Here is a 22,126-nt window from a genome sequence, read left to right as displayed (position 1 = left end):
GAATGTTAATAAGAAATCCCCGCTCATTTGTAGGAGCGGGGATTTTGTTTTTTTATTATTTCTTGATGAATTTTGTGTTCTTTTTGTCTGCAGCATTTTTTCCACTGATCTCAATGAAATAAGACGCTGGCGGAAGATCTGAGATCTGTATGTTTCCTGATTTTACATCGGAAGTTTTAACCAGTTTCCCATCCAGGCTATAGATGTTGGCTTTGGAATAATTATCAGTATTTCCTTTGAAACCAATAAAATCCTGCGCAGGGTTAGGATAAACAATCAGATTCTCTTTCTTTACAACATTGCTTGTAGCCAGGAATGTTTCACTTAAAGCCAGTGAAGTTGCTACTGTCTGGTTGATGCTCAACAAAGGTACACTCACATTTCCTATTGTGGAATTTAGTAGTGCATATCTGTGAGAGGCATCGTAATAAGCATATGCTGTATTGGTAGCTGTCCCAATAGGATTCGCATAAATAACATCAAAAGATGCATATAAATTAAGGTTCTGTGTATATTTTACTCTAAGAACATTACTGTACGTTTGGTTACCTATGATCAGAGTTCCGTAGGCATCAGCCTGGGCTGTCATTGTACCGCTGAACAGTCCGTTGGCAACAGATGAAGAGAAAGTTCCTTTGGCTGTATCGTTTTGTGCCGGTCCGTAAGTGGTAGGATAATTATTATAAGTACCATTATCCACACTGAAGTTTAAAGTAAGCTGTGGATTTACAATTCCTGTAATTTCTAATTTAGTGGTAGAAGCTTTATAATAAATGGTTGTTGTTCCGTCTATCATTTTAATGGTGGAACCTGGAAAAGTTGCTATTTCGGTAGAAGTAGGAGTAGAATAAGTCGTTACTGATGCTGCTCCCATTGTAAGACCTCCATTTGAAAATGTAGCATTAGCCCCGGTTGCAGAGTTGTTTACACCTCCATTTGGAATATTATAATTAACAGTGTTTCCGGAAATAGGATCATTGGCTGCTTTTGTAAGCGTGATCTGCGCAGAAAGCATGGCAGATGTTCCCAATAAAAAGAGTACAGATTTTTTCATAGTCAAAATTTTTTTTGTTAAAAATAATTAAAAAATAGTATTGAAGTGTTAATTTTATTCGTTTTATATTAAATTTTTAACAAAAACGCCTGCTGATCCTATCAGCAGGCGACTCTGTGCGTTAAAAAAGTTTAGTTTAATTGCTTATTACCATTTTACGGTATGCATAAATATCTTCAATGGTCACGACGCTCATCCCTTTTTTGATGGCAAAGTCTACAATTTCCGGAAGTCTTGCCATAGAACCGTCTTCATTGGTCAGTTCACAAAGTACGGCATCGTCACCCAGATTGGCCATTTTTACAAGATCTACACTGCCTTCGGTATGACCGCGTCTTTCAAATACCCCATCTTTTTTAGCAATCAGAGGGAAAACGTGGCCCGGGCTTGCAATATGCTCTGCCTTAGCATCTGCTGCCACAGCAGTTCTGATCGTTGTTACACGATCTCTTGCTGAAACACCTGATTCCACACCTTCTCTGGCTTCAATGGAAATGGTAAACGCAGTTTGATTTTTTGAATTGTTGTTTTCCACCATCGGACGAAGGTTGAGGTGGCGGCTTTTTTCCTCAGAAATACATAAGCAGACGATACCGCTGCATTCGCGGATCAGAAGTGCCATATCCTGTTCTGTAATAGTGGAAGCGGGAAAGATGATATCGCCTTCGTTTTCGCGGTTTTCATCATCTACCAAAAGAATACCTTTTCCCTTTTGTAATGTTTGAAGTGCTTTTTCTACACGTTCTTTGGAGGTAGCTCCGAATTGTTCTAATAATTTTTCCATGTTATTTTACTTTTAAAAGTTAAAATACTCTTCGGTACATGGAAATGAAATACAACGCAACAAGAGTCCATAAGGAATCTTATTGGTCATCTCATTTTCTTCTCCCATCCAGACTTTAACTGTCGGTTCCGGAATTTCACCAGATCAGTCCCTTCATAAGAAAGGAGTCGCGGACTGTAACCGCCGGTAGGGAATTTCACCCTGCCCCGAAGAAAACTTATTCTAAGTTTTGCTGTATGTTGTAATTTAAATTTTTATTTCATTGAATAGTATTTAACGCACAGACCGCTAATTTCGGGAAGTTTTTTGAAATAGGGAAGAAATTTATAAGATTTATAATATCATAAAAGGGATTTCTGTTTTTTAGACTGTTCTCAAAATTTTCTCCATCTTTTTCCCCTTTGCCAGCTCATCAATCAGTTTATCCATATAGCGGATATTTCGCATGAGTTCATCCTCAATTTCTTCTACGCGATATCCACAAATGACACCTTTGATTAATGAAACATTTGGGTTTATCTGTGGAGCATGATTAAAAAAAGTTTTAAAATCAGTTTTATGATCTAGTATTTCCTGCAGGCTTTTTTCATTATATCCTGTGAGCCAGAATATAATTTCATGTACTTCCTCTTTAGTACGCCCCTTTTTTTCTGCTTTTTGAATGTAATGCGGGTAAATGCTGGCAAAAGCCGTTGTGAAAATTCTGGTATTCTGCATCATTAAGTAGTTAGATTAATTTTTTGATAACCCCATCAAGAATCGTATTGAATTCATCCGGCTTTTCCAACATAGGATAATGCCCGACTTCCTCAATGGTAACATAATCATAATTTTTTAAATATTGACGGTTAGTTTCCAGATCGGTAGGAGAGGCATCAGAATTGATAGCTATCACTGGTACCTGAACTTGTTTTGCAATTGTTCTGAAATCAGTTTTATACAATGGTCTGAGAGCATTGATCGCCAGTTCAGGTTCATTCTGAAGAAATTCGTGTTGTAATCTCACTTTTACCTCATAAGGAGTTTGCTCTGCAAACAGATATTGTGGCAGGAGGTTTTCCACAGTATGTTTAAAATCAGATTTATACAATGATAAGACTTCTTCAGTCTGCTCTGCAGTATAAAATTCATCTAAGTTTTTCAGTGTATCGATGAGAATTAAAGCTTTTACCTGTGGAATTTTCAATGAAGCCTCAAGCACATAAGCTCCGGACATAGAATGCCCCACCAGAATAATGTTCTGAGAGCTGGTTGCATCAGCTACAGCTTTGATATCGTCGGCATACCTGGTACTGCTCCATTCCTTTCTGGATGTGTCTGATTTTCCGTGTCCCGCAAGATCTATCTGAATAATATGAAATTTATTTTTGAAACTTTCCTGTTGGTCTGCCCACCATTCGGCATTACCCAGCCACCCATGGACAAAGATTAAGGTGGTATTTCCGTTACCGGATTCTTCGTAGTGAATTTTCTGACCGTCTGATGATACTGTGTATTTTTCCATTTAAAATTGTGAGTATTGGTGTATGATAAATCAAATTTACAAAATCACAGCAATCATGTAAGAATTATAAAGACGTATAAATGAAGACTCATGTTAAAAATGTGGATAAGTTATCCACAAAACTTATCCACATGATTTTATATTGTGGAAATATGCAGAAAAGCAATTTGTTATATAAGTTGTTGAATTTTATGTTATTATGGTGTTTTTTTTAATGAATGGAAAACTTATCCATAGTTTATCCACAGTGACATAATCAAACATAAAAAGTTATCCACAAATTTTTTAAGATGTGGATAACTGGTTATTTTTAATTTAAATTATTTAAAATCAGTAATTTAATTAGGTTTGTGCTGAAGTCCTGAAATTCTTTATCAGACTTATCCACAAAATGGATGATATTATTGTTTATCCTTATAAATATTCCAGAAGTTAAAATCGGTCATAGGAGCGTCTGTTATTCCGATATTTCGTCCCATAGTTACGATTTGCCCTCTGTGATAAGTCCCGTGAAGAATGGCGTGCTGAATGTATTCATATTTTGAAAAATCACATTGAAACCATTGAGATTCTATTTTTACATTCTTTGAAAGATCTTCTTCAGAGAGACTTTCCACATACTCTACCAGCTTTTGTGAATTGTTTTTAATAGCATTGAAAACATCTTCTTTGTCTGTGGTTTCTGTAGTTTTAGTAAAATCAAAATCATTTTTTTCAGAAATGTGGCTCCACCAGTATTCCTGGGTCTGCCAGATATGGTGTAAAGTTTTTAAGATAGTCGGAAAACTTGAAATTGTTTCCTGGTTAAGCTGTTCGTCAGATTTTGTGGATAACCAGTCAATATATTTATTGACTACCCAATTGTTGTACTGTACGCTTTTGTTGACTAATGCTTTTAAGCTCATAATATTAGTATTTAGTTGGTGTAATAGGAAGATTATAATCCGAAATGTCTGTCTTTATCTGTATTTTCGGGATTAATAAGTGCTTTGTTGCTGTAGGTTGCGGCTTCAAAATCACTGATATTTACAGAAAGAAAGGAAATATCAGCAAGTAATTCGGAAAGCCTTGTGCTGATCTGTCTGGAAAGATGGGCTTTTTGTTCTGTAGTACGGCCTTCCATAATATATCCGAAGACATGAAGGAAGTTTTTCTTGTCTGTTCCTAATCTGTAATACTGATAGGGCTGAAGCCTCACTTTGATATCATTAGGAGCAAACAGACCTGTTGCGTCAGCTGTTTCATAAACGGCATCCATTAATTCTTCAGGCGTTCTCTGCTGAAGAATATCCTGTGAACAATCTATAATAAAATGAGGCATAGATTATATTTTGTGGTTTGATTTTGTGCGACATAAAAGTAATAAAAAATATCAACGGATATTCAAAATAAAAACCGCACTCGGATCAATGCGGTTGAAAAATATGAATTTTTTACTGCGTAAATAACGGTTTCATTGGACTTATTTTTTAATGCTGAATTGTGGTTTTACTGCATTGGTCATATTGAGAACAATGTCATAGACTCCGTTTTTTAGGCGCATTTCTATAGCCATAACTTTTTCAGCAATCAGAATAGAACCGCTGAACAGGCCGGCTTTTTCATACGTTGAGAATAATTGTTCCAACGTTTCGGATTTTTGAGAAAAAAGAGGGCTGGCTGCAAGCAGTAAAATAAGGCAGGTTACAATAGACTTCATGTATTTTTTCAAATAAGACACTTTTAAGTGTGGTAATATTACATGGAGTAGAAATATTTTTGATGATGAATGATTGGAGGATTTTAATACCACATTCTTTTTAATTCACCTGCGATTTCATCTGCCTTATCTTTTGTGACCCAGTCTACAATTCGTATTTCTGTGTCTTTTTGTATAAGAATAACAGAATATGTTGAACCACTTAGAGAAAAATGATAACGGACACCCAATTGATGTTTTTCTACTTCAAAATTTTTCGTTTCAATACGATCTGTTTCTTCTTTCAGATAGGTTTTAGGACTTGTGAATAATTTATTTTTATATTGTACAGTCAGACTTCCGTGGTCAATGGTAAGAACTGTTTTTCCGAAATTATTCCACAACCATATATATAAAATAAGAATAAAGAAAGCGCCAAAAGGAAGCGTCAAAGTGATAAAACTTGCAGACTGAAGTCCGGTAAAAATGATAATAAGAATTATACAAAACAAAATGAGTAAGCCAACACTCGTGATAAATGCGACCAGCCAATTGGTTTTGTTTTTTATTCTTATGATGGTTGGCACGAATGATAGATTATTGTGGAGGTTTTCTTTCATACAATTTTGTTTTCACAAGGCCAAAGTTATTAACTCTGATTGTTGGTGAATTCATTGTGTAGTTTGGAAGATTGCCATAAAGCTGATCGGACAGTTTCACTATTCCGGGTGTTACAGTATCATCAAATTCATAACTTTTTCTATCGGTAATAATTTCCAGCCCGGATTGTTTTCTCTCACTGAATGGAGATGGAATATGGAAAGAATATATTAAAATAATTTCATCCCATTTTATAAACTCTGTTATATTTTTTTGTTTAAAATAAAACCCATCGTTTGTATATTCAAATATCCCATTATCTTCATGCAGCCTGTCCATTTCTTTTTCAAAAGCTTCGTAATCCTCTTTTTCGCCAGAATAGAGTTTTGCTACTGAAAATACAATAACAACAAAGCACAGAAAAATAACAGCAAATGTGATCTTTTTATCGTCAAAAATAGGATAGTTATAAAGGGTCAGGATTAAGACAACGGAGGTGATGGCAATGATTTTTTTCATTTTATATTTTTCAAAGTATTTACTTTGAACTGATAGATATTTTTAAGATTAAGCTTCGTAAATAAGTTGTACCACACCCGATTTAAAAACGTTGGTCGCTGTTAGTTTTAAATTTAATTTTTCCTTTAAATCTTCAAAAAGAGGTTTCCCTTTTCCTAAAGCAATGGGATGAACAGATATTCTGTAGGTATCAATAAGATTAAGTTGGATAAATGTTTTGATAAGACTCGCTCCTCCATACAGCCAGATGTCTTTTCCTCCCTGGTTTTTTATTTCGGAAACTTTTTCTATAATATCAGAACTGATAAAAACGGCATTTTCATCTTCTCTGTTTTGACTGGAAAACACAAATTTATTTTTTGAATGAACAGCTTCCCAAAGTTTTTGCTCTTCCGGACCTGCATTTTCTTCCGGCTGATAATTTCCCCATGCATCATAGCTTACTCTTCCGTAAAAAATGGTGTCTATTCCTTCCAGAAATCCATCAAAATCCATATCATCATCCATGATACACCAATCTGTTTCTCCATTGGGTCCTTCAATAAATCCGTCTAAAGTTGTGGCAAGGTCTAATATTATTTTTTTCATTTTTTATTTATAAGTGATTGGAGGATTGGTTATTCTAAAGTGCTTTGAAAATATTGTCAATATAAACCTAGCTGTAGGCTAGCGATATGGCAGATTGATTTCTTCAATTTTTGCTCTCAAATCTGCAATAGTATAAGTTTCTGAGTTACATTGAATTTCAGGAATATTATGGGCTGATAGGAAATCATTCAAATCATCACAGTTTTGGAGAATATTAAATTCTTTATTTTCTAAATCTAAAACAATTCCTTTAGTTTTTCCATTGATGGAGTAGGTAAGAGGACTTAATGCGCCTAAGAATGCCTTCGACCATAGCCCTTTCATATTTTCCTCAAAATAAATGAATCTTCCATAGTTGATAACTTTACAAAATCTTGAATATTGGTCTGGATCATATCCCTTGTCGTCTCTATTGGTATACTTTCTATAGGTCTGAAAATACATTTCTCCTTTATGCGAAACAGCCAGCGGGAACTTAACCCTTTTATCCTTTTGCTTAAAATAAAAAAAAGCTTTTTCCGGTAGATTAAGAGAATCACATTTTTCACAGGCTTTGAAATATATTTCTTCGGTGGAAGACGGTTTTTTATTCAAAACATCTTCCAGGGTCATATAAACGCCTTCAGGAAAATCTCCCTTTTTTATAGATTGATATTCTTTTTCCTGTCCGGCCGCGATGCTGAACATAAAAAGTAGGTAAAATAAAATAGAGTGTTTCATGAATTTTGTATTAGTTTTTCTGGGGCTAAATTACAGAAATTGAAGATAATTTACTCCGTATCATTGTAAGAATTAACCTTATAAATCAACTGAAATTTTATGGTATTTTTCTTTGTATGCGGATATTCTTCTTTATTAACCTGTTTTTCAAATTCTTTCATAAGTTCTAAGTCAAGGTCATCCTTAACGGCAAATTGAATTTCGTTTTTCTTTTCTCCCAACTCAAACTGAACCATTATTTTTCCTTCTTTTTTAGAGTTTTTAAATAAACTTTCAAAAATTCTATTCGTTTTTTCGATAACAGATTTCATGTCCTCGACAGAAGAATTGTTCTGTAAATCAGGATCACTGCTTAGCAATATTACTTTCTCGAGGCTGGTTTCTTTGTTTCCTTTATCGGTAATATAAACTTCATTTCCATTTTTATATGTTTTGAAAGTTCCATCTGTTGTATAGGTTCCATTGTCAATAGGATTGTTGTAAGCATTTTTATTGGGAAACTCATCCAGCCAGAATAATTTCATACTTTTTTTGAGAAAATTTAAAATATACAGATGGTTTTCGGTTTGCAGTATAAATAAAGGTTCTTCAATATCAAATGAAATGGTAGACCAATAATATTTTAATTCATCTTCATTGGCTTTTCGGATCTGATATTTTCCTGAAACTTCCTTTTTAACTTCTTCCCAAATCTTTTTGGAGTCTTTCAGGGTCTTGGACATTTTTCCTTCTATTTCCATATCGTCAATATGAAAAATTACACTGTCCGGAATGCTTTTTAGACTTTCAAGATTTTTAAACCTTTTCCAAAGCGTTGGACCTATAATTAAATTATCACCCAGCAGATTATAATTGGTTGTATTTGTAAGGCCTTCAGTAAGTAGTTTTTTTGCTTTTTCATTTATTTTATCATCAGCATAATTATAAACAACTCTATTCGGAATGGCTATTTTCTCTGTGCCTTGTGCTTTGACTGTGTTGATAATGAGTAGAAGAAGCAGGAAGATTTTTATTTTCATGTATTGTTTTTAGTGGGATGCAAAATACAAAAATTTAGAACTCTTTTTTTCTGTACTCCAAATACTATTCTGTACACTGTAAAGTCTGAATAGTATTTAAAAGTTCAATCTGACTTTCTTTCTTAATAAGAATCCAAAATAAAAACCGCTCTGTAAAAACAGAACGGCATATGAAAATTTCTAAATGTTTTTATTTACAGATCAGACAATCGCTGCCTCTTTCAATTGTATTGCACCAGGTAGCTTTTCTGACAATATATGACATAGGATTAACTTCATTTCGGACCTTTTCTAACTGTGATTCTGCTTCAGTTTTTGAAAAATACCCCATCAGAACTGTTCTGAATGAACCACCTTTTTTTATAATAGTTGAATTATGATTGATCTTAATTGCTTTGTCAAGATTGATATTGGCACCGTTTATATCATTGTCACCTGCTGCTATAATAAACCATTCAGCATTATTGCTTGATAAAGGAGTCTCAAATAATTCTACTTTTCTTTTGTTTTCATCAGTTTGTTTTATTTGTTGGGGAGTTGGATTCACAATCGCTGAATCCTTTTTCAGGTTATTCTGTGCTTCTATATAGTCGTCATATTCTTTTTTAATGGTGTCATAATAATTGGTCCAGGATTTTTTCATTTCACCGCTTGGAGCAACTATAGAAAGGTATTTGGCAAGCTGGAGCCTTACCAGCGGGCGGTCTTCGCTTTTAACATCATTTACGTACTTATCAAAATATTCAAGTTCTTTAATATCCTGATCTCTTTCCTTGAAGAGGTCGCTCACAATTAAGGTGACAGTGCTTACGGCAAGAGTGATGATAACCCATTTGAAGTAGCTTAAAAATTTCTCAAGTTTATCAGGATCTAGGCTTCCTTTCTTTATCAGATAATACGCGATAAAAATGGACAGCAAACCTATCACTATAAAGAATAGGTATAGATACAATGAAACGGTTCCGGTATTTGATAACATGGCGTGAGTTTTTATGGTTAGTAATTTTCTGAGAATGCCTTATTTACACATTCAATGACCAAAATTACTCAGCATAAGTTTACCTGTCAATAACCCTTTTGTGGTAGATTGTATAAAAAACCGCTTTGGTTTTCAGAACGGTAGAGTTTGCTTAAAACAAAAGTTCTCCGTTAAGATCCGTCGTAAGTACCTCACTCATATAATCAAAAAAGGGACGCATTGCCAATAAAGTGAGAAGGATTTCTTTTTGAAAATTGTTAGATAAAACTTCCTTATCCGTAAATTTTCGCATCACCAGAAATTGCTTTTTCCTGATTAAATCTATAGCCGGATGATTTTTATCAAAACCCCGTGGCGCTGTTTTTACAGAATCGCCTTTGAGTTCTCCAAAATATTTTATAAAAGTCTGGTCAGAGATAATTTTTTCAATTTCTGTGCTGCTGATTTCAAATTCTTTACGAATACGAAGCAGATCCTTAGCTTCCGGACCCCAAAAGCCACCGCCTACAAAACTGTTGCCGGGTTCCAGCTGAATATAATATCCACCCCTCAGCATAGGTTTTGAACGGGAATATCCAACTCCGAAATAGGGTTTATAAGGTGTTTTGTCTTTTGAAAAACGAACGTCATTGTAAATTCTGAAAATATGAATTCCCTTGAGCTGATCATGCTCCTGGAGTTCATTGTAGATCTGAGTAAAAAAAACTTTGTTTTGTTTTACGATTGAGTCGTATTCAGATTTGTGCTTTGCAAACCACTCCCTATTGTTATTTTCTTTTAAATGAGTGAGAAATTCAAATGCTTTTTTCATATATCTTTTATTAAATGTAGTTGATCTGCTAAGTCAAAGATGATATTTTCTTTTTTTATTACAAAAGAATTTATTTAATTCTACTCAGTGTTACTACGTTTTGATGCCCTCCAATTGCTTCAAATACTTCATTCTGAGATTGTACATCTGACCATCCTTTTTTGGCAAGTTCAGCTCTGATCTCTTCCTCGGATTTATCTTTAACGGCATAATAAAATGCAAAATCAACAACTTCAACCGGTACTCTTTCAATGACATATTTTGTAAGTGCAGAGACCAGCTTAAAGTAAACAAAAATACCTGTGAGCCCGAGTTGTGCAATCCATAGAATGATCCATCCAATCCAGCCTAAATCTATTTTGTTAATTGTAAAGCCATGTAAAAATCTTATTTTTAAAAAATTCCAAAATCCAATTCTTTCCAGATTGTTTGAATTCAAAATTATTTCATATTGAAAATATTCATTTGAAATGTAGGTTAATACAACCATTCCCCCCAACAGGTATAGCAGTTTGTTAATGTCAGTATAATTTGAAAATTTAATTAAATATTTCATTACAAAAACAAGAGCCGTTGCTACAAGGAATTCAAAAAGACCAATAAAGTATAGTCCTTTTAGCGAAAGCAATGCTACCAAAAAGCCCATGATTAAAGCAATGAATATGCCTCCAATAATCGGTATTGCTATATTCGGAGTTCTTACGGGTCTGGGTTGTGGTAAGGTTTCCGGAATTATATAATCATCCCAGTTATTTTTTCTTTCTATTTCCTTTTCGAGATCCTTAAGTGCTTGTAGATTGAATGTTTTTAAGGTTTCCTGATAAGCATAAATAAATAATTTAACTCTTTTAGAGTTTTTGCCGTTATCCCAAATTTCGTTACCTAATGATTCACTTTTTACCGTAACCTCACCATTTTTATAGCTTGCAGTGATAATTTCTGTCCAGCGTTCATTCATCCAGCCTACATCTTTACGTTTTGCTTCAATGCTGTTATCACCTTTATAAACCAGATCCCAGCCCAGTTTTTCAACTGTTTTTTCTGCGATGGCAACGAAAAGTGTTTCGTTGACAAATGTTCTGAATTCTTCTTTGTATTTGGGAGTAAAACCAATGCTGTGCTTTCTGGTTATTGTTTCTTCGTAGCTTTTAAAGGTGCTTTCCATTTGTAGTTTACAAGTATTGTTATTTTTCTACATTTTTAAACTCACTATTTACTTTCCATAATCTGTATTCAACAGTCCATTTTTCAGGAATATAAAATGGAATTGCATAATATCCATTATATTCTCTGAAAAAATTTTGAGAGCTTAAAACTTTCTTTTTTACTTTCTTGGTTTCATCACAATTAGGCTTGTTAAAGGTAAGAACCTCTACGGGTATTTCTTTTGGTAATACATAATAGGGGAATCTGGAAGGGGATATGCCATACCATTCTTCTAAATTCTTACGATTAAAACTAAAATTATTAATATCTGAGCATTCAGAAACATCCATTTCAATTCCAAATCTTATTTCAACTTTATATTCTTTGTCATTTTCAATTTTTGGAAGTTTAAGATCAACTCTTTTCATTCCTTTTTCAGGCTCCGGATAATTGGGTTTTTCTTGTGAATAAACATTTAATGAATATAAAATAGCAAAGAATAAGATTACACTTTTCATGTTTAAGTTTTGTTTTTTAATGATTGAATTATGCCTTCTGCATTGATTTGTCGCCGGATTATTTTTTGAAACACATGATGAAGTTGATCATAAGGTTTAAGGTTATTATTATCTGAAAACCTTAATCTGTTGCAAAACCCCTTTCTCATCTTTATAACTGAAGATATAATTTCCGCGTCTTACTCTTGATAAATCTATCGTTTTATTATAGTAGGCAAAACCTTTGGTGATCCGGGTTCCGTCCGTGGAGTAAACAGTGTATTCAAATTGATTGCTGTTATTTTTATTACTGATTACAAAACCATCTCTGTCTGCATTGGTATGAACCTTTTTCTCCAATGTCCCATTATCATTGTCCGTATTTGCAGCGAGTACATTTTCGCTGATATCCGCCACTTGTAAGCTTTTAATAGCTGAGCTGGTGACAGACGTTGTACTTCCACCAATGATGTATAGTTTATTGTTATATACTTCCAATGCAGCATGTCTTCTGGGAATCATATTGGATGACAGCTGATGTAATTTATTGGTTGTAGTATCAAAATAGGCCAGAAAAGTTTGATTATTATATCCCCCTGCAATGAAAATTTTATTACCGGATACTGCTAAAGAATGTCCGGATATAGCAGCAGGCATCGTATATTGATCGGTCCAAAGATTAGTGTTGAGGTCGAAAACATTGATCAGGCGGGATGAGGTACCGTTAAAACCACCAATAACATAAAGTTTGTCATTCACAATTTTGCCCTTTGTTTCTCTGGCTGTGGGCATATTGGGCAAGGGATGCCATGTATCTGAAGCAATATCATAATACTGGAATCTATTAGAAAATACAGTGGTTGCCACTCCATTCAGTCCGCTACCGCCAAATACATATATTTTGCCGTTATGGAGGGCAGAACCTGCATTTCCTGTATAGGAACGATTAACAGCTCCTTTCGTTACGGTATTGGTTGCAAGATCTACAATTTCGAGATGGCTGTTTCCCCACCCGTTAAAAATATAAATTTTATTATTGTAAGTCTCCGAATTAGCAAATTTTTTGGTGAATAGAGTAGTATTGAGAATGCTCCATTTGTTATCCGTAATATTATATTTTTCAATATAATTGGCATTACCACCCTTGTCCTGATATCCATTACTCACATAGATATTATCATTCACAATTACACTGGCTGCAGCACCTCTGCCTACAGACATATTGGCGAGATTTTTAAAATTTAGCGTTTGTGCCTGGGGGAGTATTGAGACCAAAAATGTAAGGAATAATAATTTTGTTTTCATGGTATAAGGTTTAGTTTTTTTGTTTTATAGGTGTAAAGTCAGGAGTTATAAGGTTGTGTACAAATACATCAGGATTTTCCTTCATTAATGTATTCCAGATAATCCTGTTCTAAATTATTAATTTCTTCAATTAAAAAATCATAAATATTGCCTTCAAATACTTCATGATCTTCCTCATCATATTTGTCATACTCAATTTTTATGATTCCGTTGTCGGTATATGCCCTGTAGAGATTTCCACTGCGCTTGAAAAAAAGTTGTCCCAATGACCTTTCTTTATACTCAAGAGCTTCCTGATGTTTTTCTTCAAATCCCATCCATGAAGGCATTTCTTCATCCTGCGAAAGTCCATACACAAAAAATCCATACCCGAATTTCCAGCTTGGAAGAATATCAAATTCCTGGGGACGTTTCCAGATCTCTTCTTTAACTTCAAAAAGTAAGGAACCGAATGAGGTCAGAAAATCCTTAACATCTTCACTGAAGGTAAATCCTGTGCTTTCTTCATATTTTTTAATTTGTTCTTCAGTTGCAGGATTGGCCACGGAGCCCATCACGAAGAAATCATCATTTAATTTCTTTTTCCTATCCCAGAATTCTTCTTTTGTTGCCATATTTTGTTTTGGTGTTACGTCGTCAGCATTGCTCAAATATAAGTAAAAGCTGGGGGATAGGAAATGGGGAAGTGGGGTATCTTAGGTGGTGGGATATAAAGAATCCGAAGTGCGTGACTTCGGATTTTGTTTTTTATGATGGTGCAAAGTCTCCAGACTTTGCGGATCGTGGGTTCGTCCCAATATTGCAAAACCGATGTTATCAGAAATTTTTCTTATTGTTCATATTCTTTTAAAATTCTAATAACAGTTTCTTTGTCAAACGTTGATGTATTTTCAATTTTTGAAGATAATTCGGGTTTTGAAGAGGTAATTTCTTTCAGTTTATTTTTCATACTATTGAATGTGCCAACGTTTACTTCTTGATTTTTTTCATTGATGAAATGGTCTGTTATCTGAACACTTCCATCGTATGCGTGATTGTAATATTCTCTAAACCATTTAATTTTTCCATCATAAAAGTTCTCCTGTAAAGATTTATATTCAGAACCTCTATTCACAAATCTTCTTTCGTTTCCGTTATAATCTTTAATAGTCATTTCTTTTAGGAGTTGGAAATAGATGTATTCTTTTTTTCCTGTCTTATCATAAATTTGAAAAAATTTGTTTATTGAAGTTTCATTTAGAAATCCATAAATTATATTTTTTTGACCTCTAATTTTTCCATCAATCGTTTTATCGTTAATGAAAGTGATTTTCGCATCCATTGCATTTTTTTCTTGGATATTTGCGTTTTGAGTAGAGTAATCTTCAAGTGGCTTCAATTCACTCATCTGATTCCAAACTTTTACGCAACTTGTAAGTAAAAGCACAGATGATAAAATAATAATTGGTTTTAATTTCATAAGTTTTGCTTGATAAGCGATGTATGATAAAATTTCTGCTAACGTTTCGGGTATTGCTGTAGTTTCGGGACAACCGAAACACAATCCGTGCAAAATTAAAAAGATTTCTGAAACAAATAGTTCTACTGCTAACATTCAGCCCTGAATTACAGCAATACCCTGCTACCGCACAAAGCCTTTCGTGTGGTTACAGTATTTTTTAACCGAGCCACACGATAAAATCGTATGGTAGTGGGATATTTTAGATGGTGGAATTATAAAGAATCCGAAGTGAGAGACTTCGGATTTTGTTTTGCTTGTGCAAAGCTGAGAGGCTTAATAGAGCGGACTTTGATTACTAAAAACTAAAATAAAAAACTAATTAATCTACCGATAAATCTGTTTTACCATCTGTTCTTTTTTTTATGACTATAATCTTTTGAATAGGCTGAGAAACTCTTGCATAAAATAGTTTGTTACATTCTGGACAATTATACTCTTCTTTTTCGTTGTGTGATTTTTGCTTAACAACATGAACTTCTAATTCTGCGCCGCAATTGTCACAATTATGTCGTGTTGAGTCTCCATAAGGAATTGTTGATGCTATATCCATATTTAATTTGTTGAGTTTTTTGATATTGTATAATGAGAACAATATCATAATAGATTTAGCTAATTTAAAATATTATTATAAAGTTCTATTACAGGAAACCATATTCCACAAAAAAACCGCCCTACAAAGTAGAACGGTTAGTATATTAATTTGCCTCGGTCGCTGACCGTTACATCATTCCTGGCATTCCACCACCCATTGGCATAGCTGGTTCAGCGCTCTTTACTTCAGTGATTACACATTCAGTAGTAAGAAGCATTCCAGATACAGAAGCTGCATTTTCAAGGGCAACTCTTGTTACTTTAGTTGGGTCAATGATTCCTGCTTCAAGTATATTGAACTATTCGTCGATTTTTGCATTGTGTCCAAAATATATTGTTTTGCAAGGATTTGTGTCAATAGTAATTGTATTTTATTTTTTTACAATAACTTGCTTGGTGAAGGATTTGTTGTTTTTGAAAGTTAATTTTAGGTAATATATTCCAAGAGAAAAATCAGTCATATCTAATTTAATGAAATCTTTTGTATTTGTAATGAATTTAGGGGTTAAAAACCTTCCATCAGCACTATATAATTCTACTTTTTCGGCTTTACCATTTAAACTTACATTGACATAATCGGAAGTAGGATTTGGATATACAACAAATTGTTTTTCAGTTTCTTTTTCTGATGTACCTAAAACTGTATACCCGGTAAAGCTTCTGTATATTTTTCCATTTGTTCCTGCTGTGAAAATATAATTATTAACTAATTCAAGAGAGTTTAAGCTATACTGAGTTGTTAATGATGACCAATTTATTCCGCCATTTATGGTTTTGTATATTCCACCATTTTCATTCACAATATATCCTATATTAGGGGTGTAAAATTTTGTTAACGTATAATAGCCGTAAGGAACTGATATTTGTGTCCAACTTGCACCACCATTAGTTGTTTTGTAAAATATAGAATTATCTCCCACAAAGTAACCATTATTTTCATCAACAAAATGAAAAGAGTTGATTCCATTTCCTGCTAATTCAATGAGTTGATTCCATGTGTTACCTCCATCTGTAGTTTTATACATCGCTCCATAATAATTCCCGATTCTATTAGCATAACCCACAAGCGAGTTTACAAACTGAATATTTCCAAAGGCTTGGTTTGATACCTGCGTCCAACTGCTTCCTCCGTTTGTTGTTTTCATGACTTTTCTTTGGTTAAAACCACCAGAAATAAAACCAATATTACCATCCAAAAAGCAAATTGAACTTATCCCTTCGTCTATAATATCATTTCCATTATTTAATATAGACCATGTTGATCCTCCATCAATTGTTTTATAAACATGTCCTCCATATGGTCCTCCAGTAGTTGCATACCCTAAGTTTTCATTAATAAATGTGAAATCACTACTATTAACAGAAGTGCCAAGATTTAGCGTGCCAACCAATGTCCACGTGTCACCAAAATTATTGGTTTTGTAAAATTGATTATTAGTTAATGCAAAACCAACATTATTATTCACTATTTGTAGTTGCCTGAAATCATTGTAGGTGGGCGAATGTTGTGTCCATGTGTTTCCTCCATCTATGGTTTTAATTATTCGTCCTCTTGCCCCTGTGGCAAAGCCTTTGTTACTGTCCTGAAAGAAAATGCCATACATTGAAGTATTGTCAATGTATCCGTTTTGGAAAAAAATCTGGCTCCATGTAATTCCACCATTAGTGGTTTTATAAGTTGCTCCATGATCTCCTGTAGCAAAACCATTATTTTCATCTAAAAAGTAAAAATCATACATTGCTTCAAATGATCCTGTAATTTCTGTCCAAGTTTCGCCACCATCTGTGGTTTTAAATAAGTAATCGTGTTCTCTTGAAGCAAAACCGATATTCTGGTTTATGAAATAAACCGTGAAAAAGTTAGATGGGATTACATTAGTATTATAAGTATTGTACCAAGTGTTTCCACCATCTATAGTCTTTTGTATCTTGCCGTTATTACAAACAGCATGTCCAACCAAAGAACTTGTAAAAGCAGTTTTGACAACAGCTACGTTTGGAATAGTATAATTTAACCATGTAATTCCACCGTCAAGTGTTTTAATAATACTATTTGAGCTTGATAGAATAATTGTGTTATTGTCTATAATATTTACTGTATTAAAAGAAGTATTAAACCCAGTAGATATTTGTTGCCAATTTACACCATTATCTATGGACTTTAAAATATAACCGTAATCCCCTACAATATAACCAATCCCATTCTTAAAACTAATATCATTACCACTTGTAATATTTTGTTTTTTTGTCCAAGTTGTACCAGAATCTATAGTTTCTAGGAGTTCATTTGATGTAATTATAAAACCGTTATTGTTAGAAACGAATTCAATATGCTTTCCAGTATTTGTTGTTGGTTTGGGGTTTAATAGCTCCCAAGTAGTCTGAGAAAATGTTTGATTAAAAGTGATAGTAATTAAAAATAATAAAAGTATTTTTTTCATTTATGATTTTCTTTTTATAACGTTTTTATTGTGATCAAGTATGATCATGGAAATATAATATTTATAAGCAAAAATAGAGTGAATGCAATTTTAGTTAATTGCTAAATCTTTTTAGAGCTTTGATTCAAGTTTAAAGTTTGTATAATTAAGAACTTTATTGTATGCTTTCATGGTTTTATTTAGAGGGCCAAATATAGTTAAAAAACTAATACAGATAAAAAAACCGCTCTACAAAGTAGAACGGTTAGTATATTAATTTGTCTTAGCTTACGCTATTACATCATTCCTGGCATTCCCCCACCCATTGGCATAGCTGGTTCAGCGCTCTTTACTTCAGTGATTACACATTCAGTAGTAAGAAGCATTCCAGATACAGAAGCTGCATTTTCAAGGGCAACTCTTGTTACTTTAGTTGGGTCAATGATTCCTGCTTCAAGCATGTGAACATACTCGTCAGTTTTCGCGTTGTATCCGAAGTCTCCTGTTCCTTCTGCTACTTTAGCAACGATTACAGAACCTTCTCCACCTGCATTAGCAACGATTTGTCTTAATGGCTCTTCGATCGCTCTTTTCACGATTTTAATACCTGTGTTTTCGTCAGCGTTAGCTCCGGAAAGTTCGTTCAGTGAAGAGATTGCTCTTACTAAAGCAACACCACCTCCTGCAACGATACCTTCTTCTACAGCAGCTCTTGTAGCGTGTAAAGCATCATCTACTCTGTCTTTTTTCTCTTTCATTTCTACTTCAGAAGCAGCACCTACATAAAGTACAGCAACACCACCAGCTAATTTAGCCAGTCTTTCCTGAAGTTTTTCTTTATCATAATCAGAAGTAGAAGTTTCCATCTGAGCTTTGATCTGAGCTACTCTTCCTTTGATTTTCGCTTCGTCACCACCACCGTTTACAACTGTAGTGTTGTCTTTGTCGATCGTTACTTTTTCAGCAGTTCCAAGCATATCCAAAGAGATGTTTTCCATAGTGAAACCTTGCTCTTCAGAGATCACCTGTCCACCTGTAAGGATTGCGATATCTTCTAACATTGCTTTTCTTCTGTCTCCGAATCCTGGAGCTTTTACAGCAGCAATTTTAAGAGAACCTCTTAGTTTGTTTACCACCAAAGTAGCTAAAGCTTCTCCTTCAACTTCTTCAGAGATGATCAATAGAGACTTACCACCTTGTGCAATTGGCTCAAGAACCGGTAGTAATTCTTTCATTGAAGAGATTTTCTTCTCTACTAAAAGGATATATGGGTTTTCAAGTTCAGCTAACATTTTCTCAGGGTTCGTCACGAAGTATGGTGACTGGTATCCTCTGTCGAACTGCATACCTTCTACAACGTCAACAGTTGTATCGATACCTTTAGCCTCTTCTACAGTGATTACTCCTTCTTTTCCAACTTTTCCGAAAGCTTCAGCGATCAAAGCACCAATAGTTTCGTCATTGTTAGCAGATACAGAAGCAACTTGCTTTACTTTATCTGTAGAATCTCCAACAGCCTGAGACTGTGCTTTAAGGTTTTCAACAACAGCAGATACTGCTTTGTCGATCCCTCTTTTAAGATCCATTGGGTTAGCACCAGCAGCTACATTCTTAAGACCTTCTCTTACGATAGCCTGTGCCAATACAGTAGCGGTAGTAGTACCGTCTCCTGCGATATCATTAGTTTTGGAAGCCACTTCTTTTACCATTTGCGCTCCCATATTTTCTACTCTGTCTTCAAGCTCGATTTCTTTTGCAACAGACACACCATCCTTAGTTACGTGAGGAGCCCCGAAAGATTTTTCGATTACTACGTTTCTTCCTTTAGGACCTAAAGTTACCTTTACCGCATTAGCCAATGCATCTACCCCTCTCTTTAGAGCGTCTCTTGATTCAATATCGAATTTTATTTCTTTTGCCATAATTTTTTATTGTATTAATGTACTTTGTACAATGTATTAATGATTTTGTATTCTGAAAATATCATTTTACATGAATACATTTTACTTTTTACAAATTACCCGATGATTCCTAATAAATCAGCTTCTCTTACGATTAAATAATCTTTTCCTTCAAGCTTCAATTCAGCACCTGAATATTTTCCATAAAGAACTTTGTCACCTACCTGAACAGTTGTAGGCTCATCTTTTTTACCAGGACCTACTGCCACTACAGTACCTTCTTGCGGCTTTTCCTTTGCAGTATCCGGGATGATAATACCTGAAGCTGTTTTAGTTTCTGCTGCGATTGGCTCTACCAGAACTCTGTCTGCCAATGGTTTAAAGTTTACTGACATAATATATTTATTTTTTAATTATTTCTGCATTGTATTTCTCTAAATGTATGCCATGAGACCCTGATGGATGAAATGGCAGACTTTTATTTCCGAATGTGAAAATTTGGCAGAAAAATTATTTTTTGCGTGCAGGAAATCCGAAGAGATAACTGGTAACTACAGGTACTACAAACAAAAGAACGGTAATGGCGGAAACGAGAATTTCCATCGTATGACTGGCTAAAAACTTAGCAAACGCTGTAGCGGGGTAGAAGTGTTCATATAGCGACAAACTTAATTTAACTCCTAAAATAGCGATCACAATAAAAGCTGCCGTTTCCAGAAAAGGAAATATCTGCATCAGACGGACAAACCACTGTGCGATGAATCTCATGGCTAAAATTCCTATAAAAACACCAAGTGTAATCAAAAGTAGATTGTCTGAAAAAGCCACTGCAGCAAAAACATTATCAATAGAAAATGCAAGATCCATCACTTCCACAATGGCAACTGTAGCCCAGAAATGGCCCAACAGACCAATTGAGTTTTTGTATAACCAACTGGATTCTTTGTCAGGATTTTCCTCCTGATTTTCTTCTTCTTCTTCTTCTTCATTATTTTTAATCTTTTTGATCAGCCAGTCAAAAGAAATATAGAGCAGGTACAATCCTCCCAGTGGTTTCAGCCACCATACAGAAATCAGTACGGATGCAAAAATAAGAGCCAGCCCGCGAAACACATAGGCTCCAAGGATACCATATTTTAAAGCTCTCTTTCTTTGATGTTCCGGCAGATCCATTACAATGGTTGCCAATACTGCGGCGTTGTCCACAGAAAGGAGACTTTCAATCAGGATAAGATTACCGATAATAGCTAAAGATTGTGCAGGGTTTTGTAAGATGTCATTGAAAAGTTGGGTAAAATCAGGAAATATCATTTTTTAAAGAAATAGTGTTTTGATTAAGTTTTGAAATAATGGCAGCAGAAACTGAAATGCCTATGAAATTGGTAACAGATCTGGCTTCATTCATAAAGCGGTCTACGCTGTATAACAGAGCAAGGTCTGTGGTAGGGATTTTTCCAAACCGACTTAAGGTAAACATCAGGGCAAGAAAGCCTGATCCGGGTACTCCCGAAGCAGTTTTAGAAGCAATTGAAATCGTTATAAAAAGCCAGAAATAATCTTTTACCGTAAGAGGTATATTATAGAACTGGATAAGGAAAATACATGAGATGGAAAGGTAGATGCAGGCCCCCGCCAGATTGAAATTGTACCCGAGAGGAATGATAAGACGGAGAATTTTCCGGTCATAACCCTGTGATTCCATTTTATCAAAGATCATAGGGAATGCCATTTTGGAAGAAGAAGTTGCTACCACCAGAATAATTTCTTCTTTGATGCTGATTAAAAAATCCCAGAGGTTAATTTTAAAATAAGCTGTTATAACCCCCAATATCCCGAAAATAAAAAATACACTCGTAAGATATACTGTGGCAACAATCTTACTTAATGGTAATAAAGTATTAATTCCATATACTGAAATTCCATAAGCAATATTACAGAAAATGACTATCGGAAGAAATATATAGACATACTTGATAAGTTTAAAAAACAAGTTTCTTCCTGTGTCTATAACTTTAAGAATGTTATTCTTTTTCTTTGAAAGGCCAATCAGGACTCCTGCCGATATGGATATTAAAAGAAACAGTACATAATTGCTGATGTGTAAAGGATTTGTAGTTTTTGCTAAAAATCTTTCCGGAAGTGCTTTATGAGAAGAAATTACAATTCCTGTATTGGCTCCCGGTTTTAAAAGAAGACCAGATCCGATTCCCAATAAAATACTGATGGAAGTAATGATTAAGAAATAGATCACCATCTGGCTTACAATTTTAAATGCATTTTTAGTACTGAAAATATAGCTTACCCCATACGTTACGGCAATGAAAATTACGGGGATAATCAAAACCTCAAGAAGCGTGAAAAAGTAACTGCTTACCGTTTCCAGATGTTTACTGACTTCCGGAAAATAATAACCGGTTAATGCTCCACAGATAATAGCCGTGAACACATAAAGGGTAAGGTTTCTTAAATAGGAGTCTGTAAATGTTTTTTGCTTAAAAGGTTTCATCAT

Annotated in this window: 25 protein-coding genes, 1 pseudogene and 1 riboswitch; all 26 genes and pseudogenes read right to left on the bottom strand. The window is 34.4% G+C overall.

From position 1 onward, the window contains the following. Positions 1-55: 55 nt before the first annotated feature. The 26 genes and pseudogenes from FW780_RS10935 to FW780_RS10810 all read right to left on the bottom strand — a co-directional run bounded on the left by FW780_RS10935 (position 56) and on the right by FW780_RS10810 (position 22,126). Complete coding sequence (locus FW780_RS10935; RefSeq protein WP_149833604.1) at positions 56-1,054, bottom strand: T9SS type A sorting domain-containing protein; 999 nt, start codon at positions 1,052-1,054, stop codon at positions 56-58. A gap of 136 nt (positions 1,055-1,190) precedes the next feature. Then, positions 1,191-1,838: a 3,4-dihydroxy-2-butanone-4-phosphate synthase gene (ribB, locus tag FW780_RS10930; protein ID WP_149833603.1), complete on the bottom strand. Its 648-nt coding sequence runs from the start codon at positions 1,836-1,838 to the stop codon at positions 1,191-1,193. Between the two features lie 92 nt (positions 1,839-1,930). Beyond that, a riboswitch (FMN riboswitch) is annotated at positions 1,931-2,056 on the bottom strand. 145 nt (positions 2,057-2,201) lie between these two features. Continuing rightward, positions 2,202-2,555 carry a DUF2200 domain-containing protein gene (locus tag FW780_RS10925; protein ID WP_149833850.1) on the bottom strand — a complete coding sequence of 118 codons (354 nt, stop codon included), beginning with the start codon at positions 2,553-2,555 and terminating at the stop codon, positions 2,202-2,204. A 10-nt stretch (positions 2,556-2,565) separates the two neighbouring features. Then, positions 2,566-3,342, bottom strand: a complete 777-nt coding sequence (locus FW780_RS10920) for an alpha/beta fold hydrolase (protein WP_149833602.1) — start codon at positions 3,340-3,342, stop codon at positions 2,566-2,568. 401 nt (positions 3,343-3,743) lie between these two features. After that, entirely contained in the window at positions 3,744-4,247 is a 504-nt protein-coding gene (locus tag FW780_RS10915; RefSeq protein ID WP_149833601.1) for a DinB family protein, read from the bottom strand. 32 nt (positions 4,248-4,279) lie between these two features. Continuing rightward, positions 4,280-4,663 (bottom strand): 5-carboxymethyl-2-hydroxymuconate Delta-isomerase, encoded by a 384-nt coding sequence (locus FW780_RS10910; RefSeq protein WP_149833600.1) that lies wholly within the window; start codon positions 4,661-4,663, stop codon positions 4,280-4,282. 141 nt (positions 4,664-4,804) lie between these two features. Continuing rightward, positions 4,805-5,041: a hypothetical protein gene (locus FW780_RS10905; RefSeq protein ID WP_149833599.1), complete on the bottom strand. Its 237-nt coding sequence runs from the start codon at positions 5,039-5,041 to the stop codon at positions 4,805-4,807. A gap of 83 nt (positions 5,042-5,124) precedes the next feature. Beyond that, on the bottom strand, positions 5,125-5,640 hold the full coding sequence (locus tag FW780_RS10900; RefSeq protein ID WP_149833598.1) for a hypothetical protein: 516 nt from the start codon (positions 5,638-5,640) through the stop codon (positions 5,125-5,127). Then, positions 5,618-6,139 carry a hypothetical protein gene (locus FW780_RS10895; RefSeq protein ID WP_149833597.1) on the bottom strand — a complete coding sequence of 174 codons (522 nt, stop codon included), beginning with the start codon at positions 6,137-6,139 and terminating at the stop codon, positions 5,618-5,620. Before FW780_RS10895 ends, FW780_RS10900 begins: the two co-directional genes overlap by 23 nt. Before the next feature lie 48 nt (positions 6,140-6,187). Next, positions 6,188-6,727 (bottom strand): dihydrofolate reductase family protein, encoded by a 540-nt coding sequence (locus FW780_RS10890; RefSeq protein ID WP_149833596.1) that lies wholly within the window; start codon positions 6,725-6,727, stop codon positions 6,188-6,190. Between the two features lie 78 nt (positions 6,728-6,805). Then, positions 6,806-7,414, bottom strand: coding sequence for a hypothetical protein (locus FW780_RS10885; protein WP_167510677.1), 609 nt, complete (start codon positions 7,412-7,414; stop codon positions 6,806-6,808). Positions 7,415-7,497: 83 nt separating this feature from the next. After that, complete coding sequence (locus FW780_RS10880; protein WP_149833594.1) at positions 7,498-8,466, bottom strand: hypothetical protein; 969 nt, start codon at positions 8,464-8,466, stop codon at positions 7,498-7,500. 190 nt (positions 8,467-8,656) lie between these two features. Beyond that, on the bottom strand, positions 8,657-9,445 hold the full coding sequence (locus FW780_RS10875; RefSeq protein ID WP_149833593.1) for a hypothetical protein: 789 nt from the start codon (positions 9,443-9,445) through the stop codon (positions 8,657-8,659). A gap of 151 nt (positions 9,446-9,596) precedes the next feature. Next, on the bottom strand, positions 9,597-10,256 hold the full coding sequence (locus FW780_RS10870) for a DUF2461 domain-containing protein (protein WP_149833592.1): 660 nt from the start codon (positions 10,254-10,256) through the stop codon (positions 9,597-9,599). A 70-nt stretch (positions 10,257-10,326) separates the two neighbouring features. After that, on the bottom strand, positions 10,327-11,421 hold the full coding sequence (locus FW780_RS10865) for a hypothetical protein (RefSeq protein WP_149833591.1): 1,095 nt from the start codon (positions 11,419-11,421) through the stop codon (positions 10,327-10,329). A gap of 19 nt (positions 11,422-11,440) precedes the next feature. Beyond that, positions 11,441-11,920, bottom strand: coding sequence for an ecotin family protein (locus FW780_RS10860; RefSeq protein ID WP_149833590.1), 480 nt, complete (start codon positions 11,918-11,920; stop codon positions 11,441-11,443). 108 nt (positions 11,921-12,028) lie between these two features. Continuing rightward, complete coding sequence (locus FW780_RS10855; RefSeq protein ID WP_149833589.1) at positions 12,029-13,204, bottom strand: Kelch repeat-containing protein; 1,176 nt, start codon at positions 13,202-13,204, stop codon at positions 12,029-12,031. Positions 13,205-13,272: 68 nt separating this feature from the next. Further along, positions 13,273-13,818 (bottom strand): hypothetical protein, encoded by a 546-nt coding sequence (locus FW780_RS10850; RefSeq protein WP_149833588.1) that lies wholly within the window; start codon positions 13,816-13,818, stop codon positions 13,273-13,275. A gap of 215 nt (positions 13,819-14,033) precedes the next feature. Beyond that, positions 14,034-14,798, bottom strand: a complete 765-nt coding sequence (locus FW780_RS10845) for a hypothetical protein (RefSeq protein WP_149833587.1) — start codon at positions 14,796-14,798, stop codon at positions 14,034-14,036. A 226-nt stretch (positions 14,799-15,024) separates the two neighbouring features. Next, positions 15,025-15,255, bottom strand: coding sequence for a hypothetical protein (locus tag FW780_RS10840; RefSeq protein WP_149833586.1), 231 nt, complete (start codon positions 15,253-15,255; stop codon positions 15,025-15,027). A 169-nt stretch (positions 15,256-15,424) separates the two neighbouring features. Then, positions 15,425-15,625: pseudogene (gene groEL, locus FW780_RS10835) on the bottom strand (chaperonin GroEL); the annotation flags it as partial. 42 nt (positions 15,626-15,667) lie between these two features. Next, positions 15,668-17,737 (bottom strand): YCF48-related protein, encoded by a 2,070-nt coding sequence (locus FW780_RS10830; protein WP_149833585.1) that lies wholly within the window; start codon positions 17,735-17,737, stop codon positions 15,668-15,670. A 275-nt stretch (positions 17,738-18,012) separates the two neighbouring features. Next, on the bottom strand, positions 18,013-19,638 hold the full coding sequence (gene groL, locus FW780_RS10825; RefSeq protein ID WP_149833584.1) for a chaperonin GroEL: 1,626 nt from the start codon (positions 19,636-19,638) through the stop codon (positions 18,013-18,015). A gap of 95 nt (positions 19,639-19,733) precedes the next feature. Then, positions 19,734-20,012, bottom strand: coding sequence for a co-chaperone GroES (locus tag FW780_RS10820; RefSeq protein ID WP_034696138.1), 279 nt, complete (start codon positions 20,010-20,012; stop codon positions 19,734-19,736). A gap of 115 nt (positions 20,013-20,127) precedes the next feature. Next, positions 20,128-20,928 (bottom strand): TerC family protein, encoded by an 801-nt coding sequence (locus FW780_RS10815; protein ID WP_149833583.1) that lies wholly within the window; start codon positions 20,926-20,928, stop codon positions 20,128-20,130. Then, positions 20,915-22,126 (bottom strand): cation:dicarboxylate symporter family transporter, encoded by a 1,212-nt coding sequence (locus tag FW780_RS10810; protein WP_241676886.1) that lies wholly within the window; start codon positions 22,124-22,126, stop codon positions 20,915-20,917. The genes FW780_RS10815 and FW780_RS10810 overlap by 14 nt, the downstream gene beginning before the upstream one ends.

Origin of the sequence: Chryseobacterium sediminis (assembly GCF_008386505.1) — a bacterium.
Lineage (GTDB): Bacteria > Bacteroidota > Bacteroidia > Flavobacteriales > Weeksellaceae > Chryseobacterium > Chryseobacterium sediminis.
The sequence above is the reverse complement of the archived record's forward strand: the minus strand, read 5'-3'. Positions and strand labels throughout refer to the sequence as shown.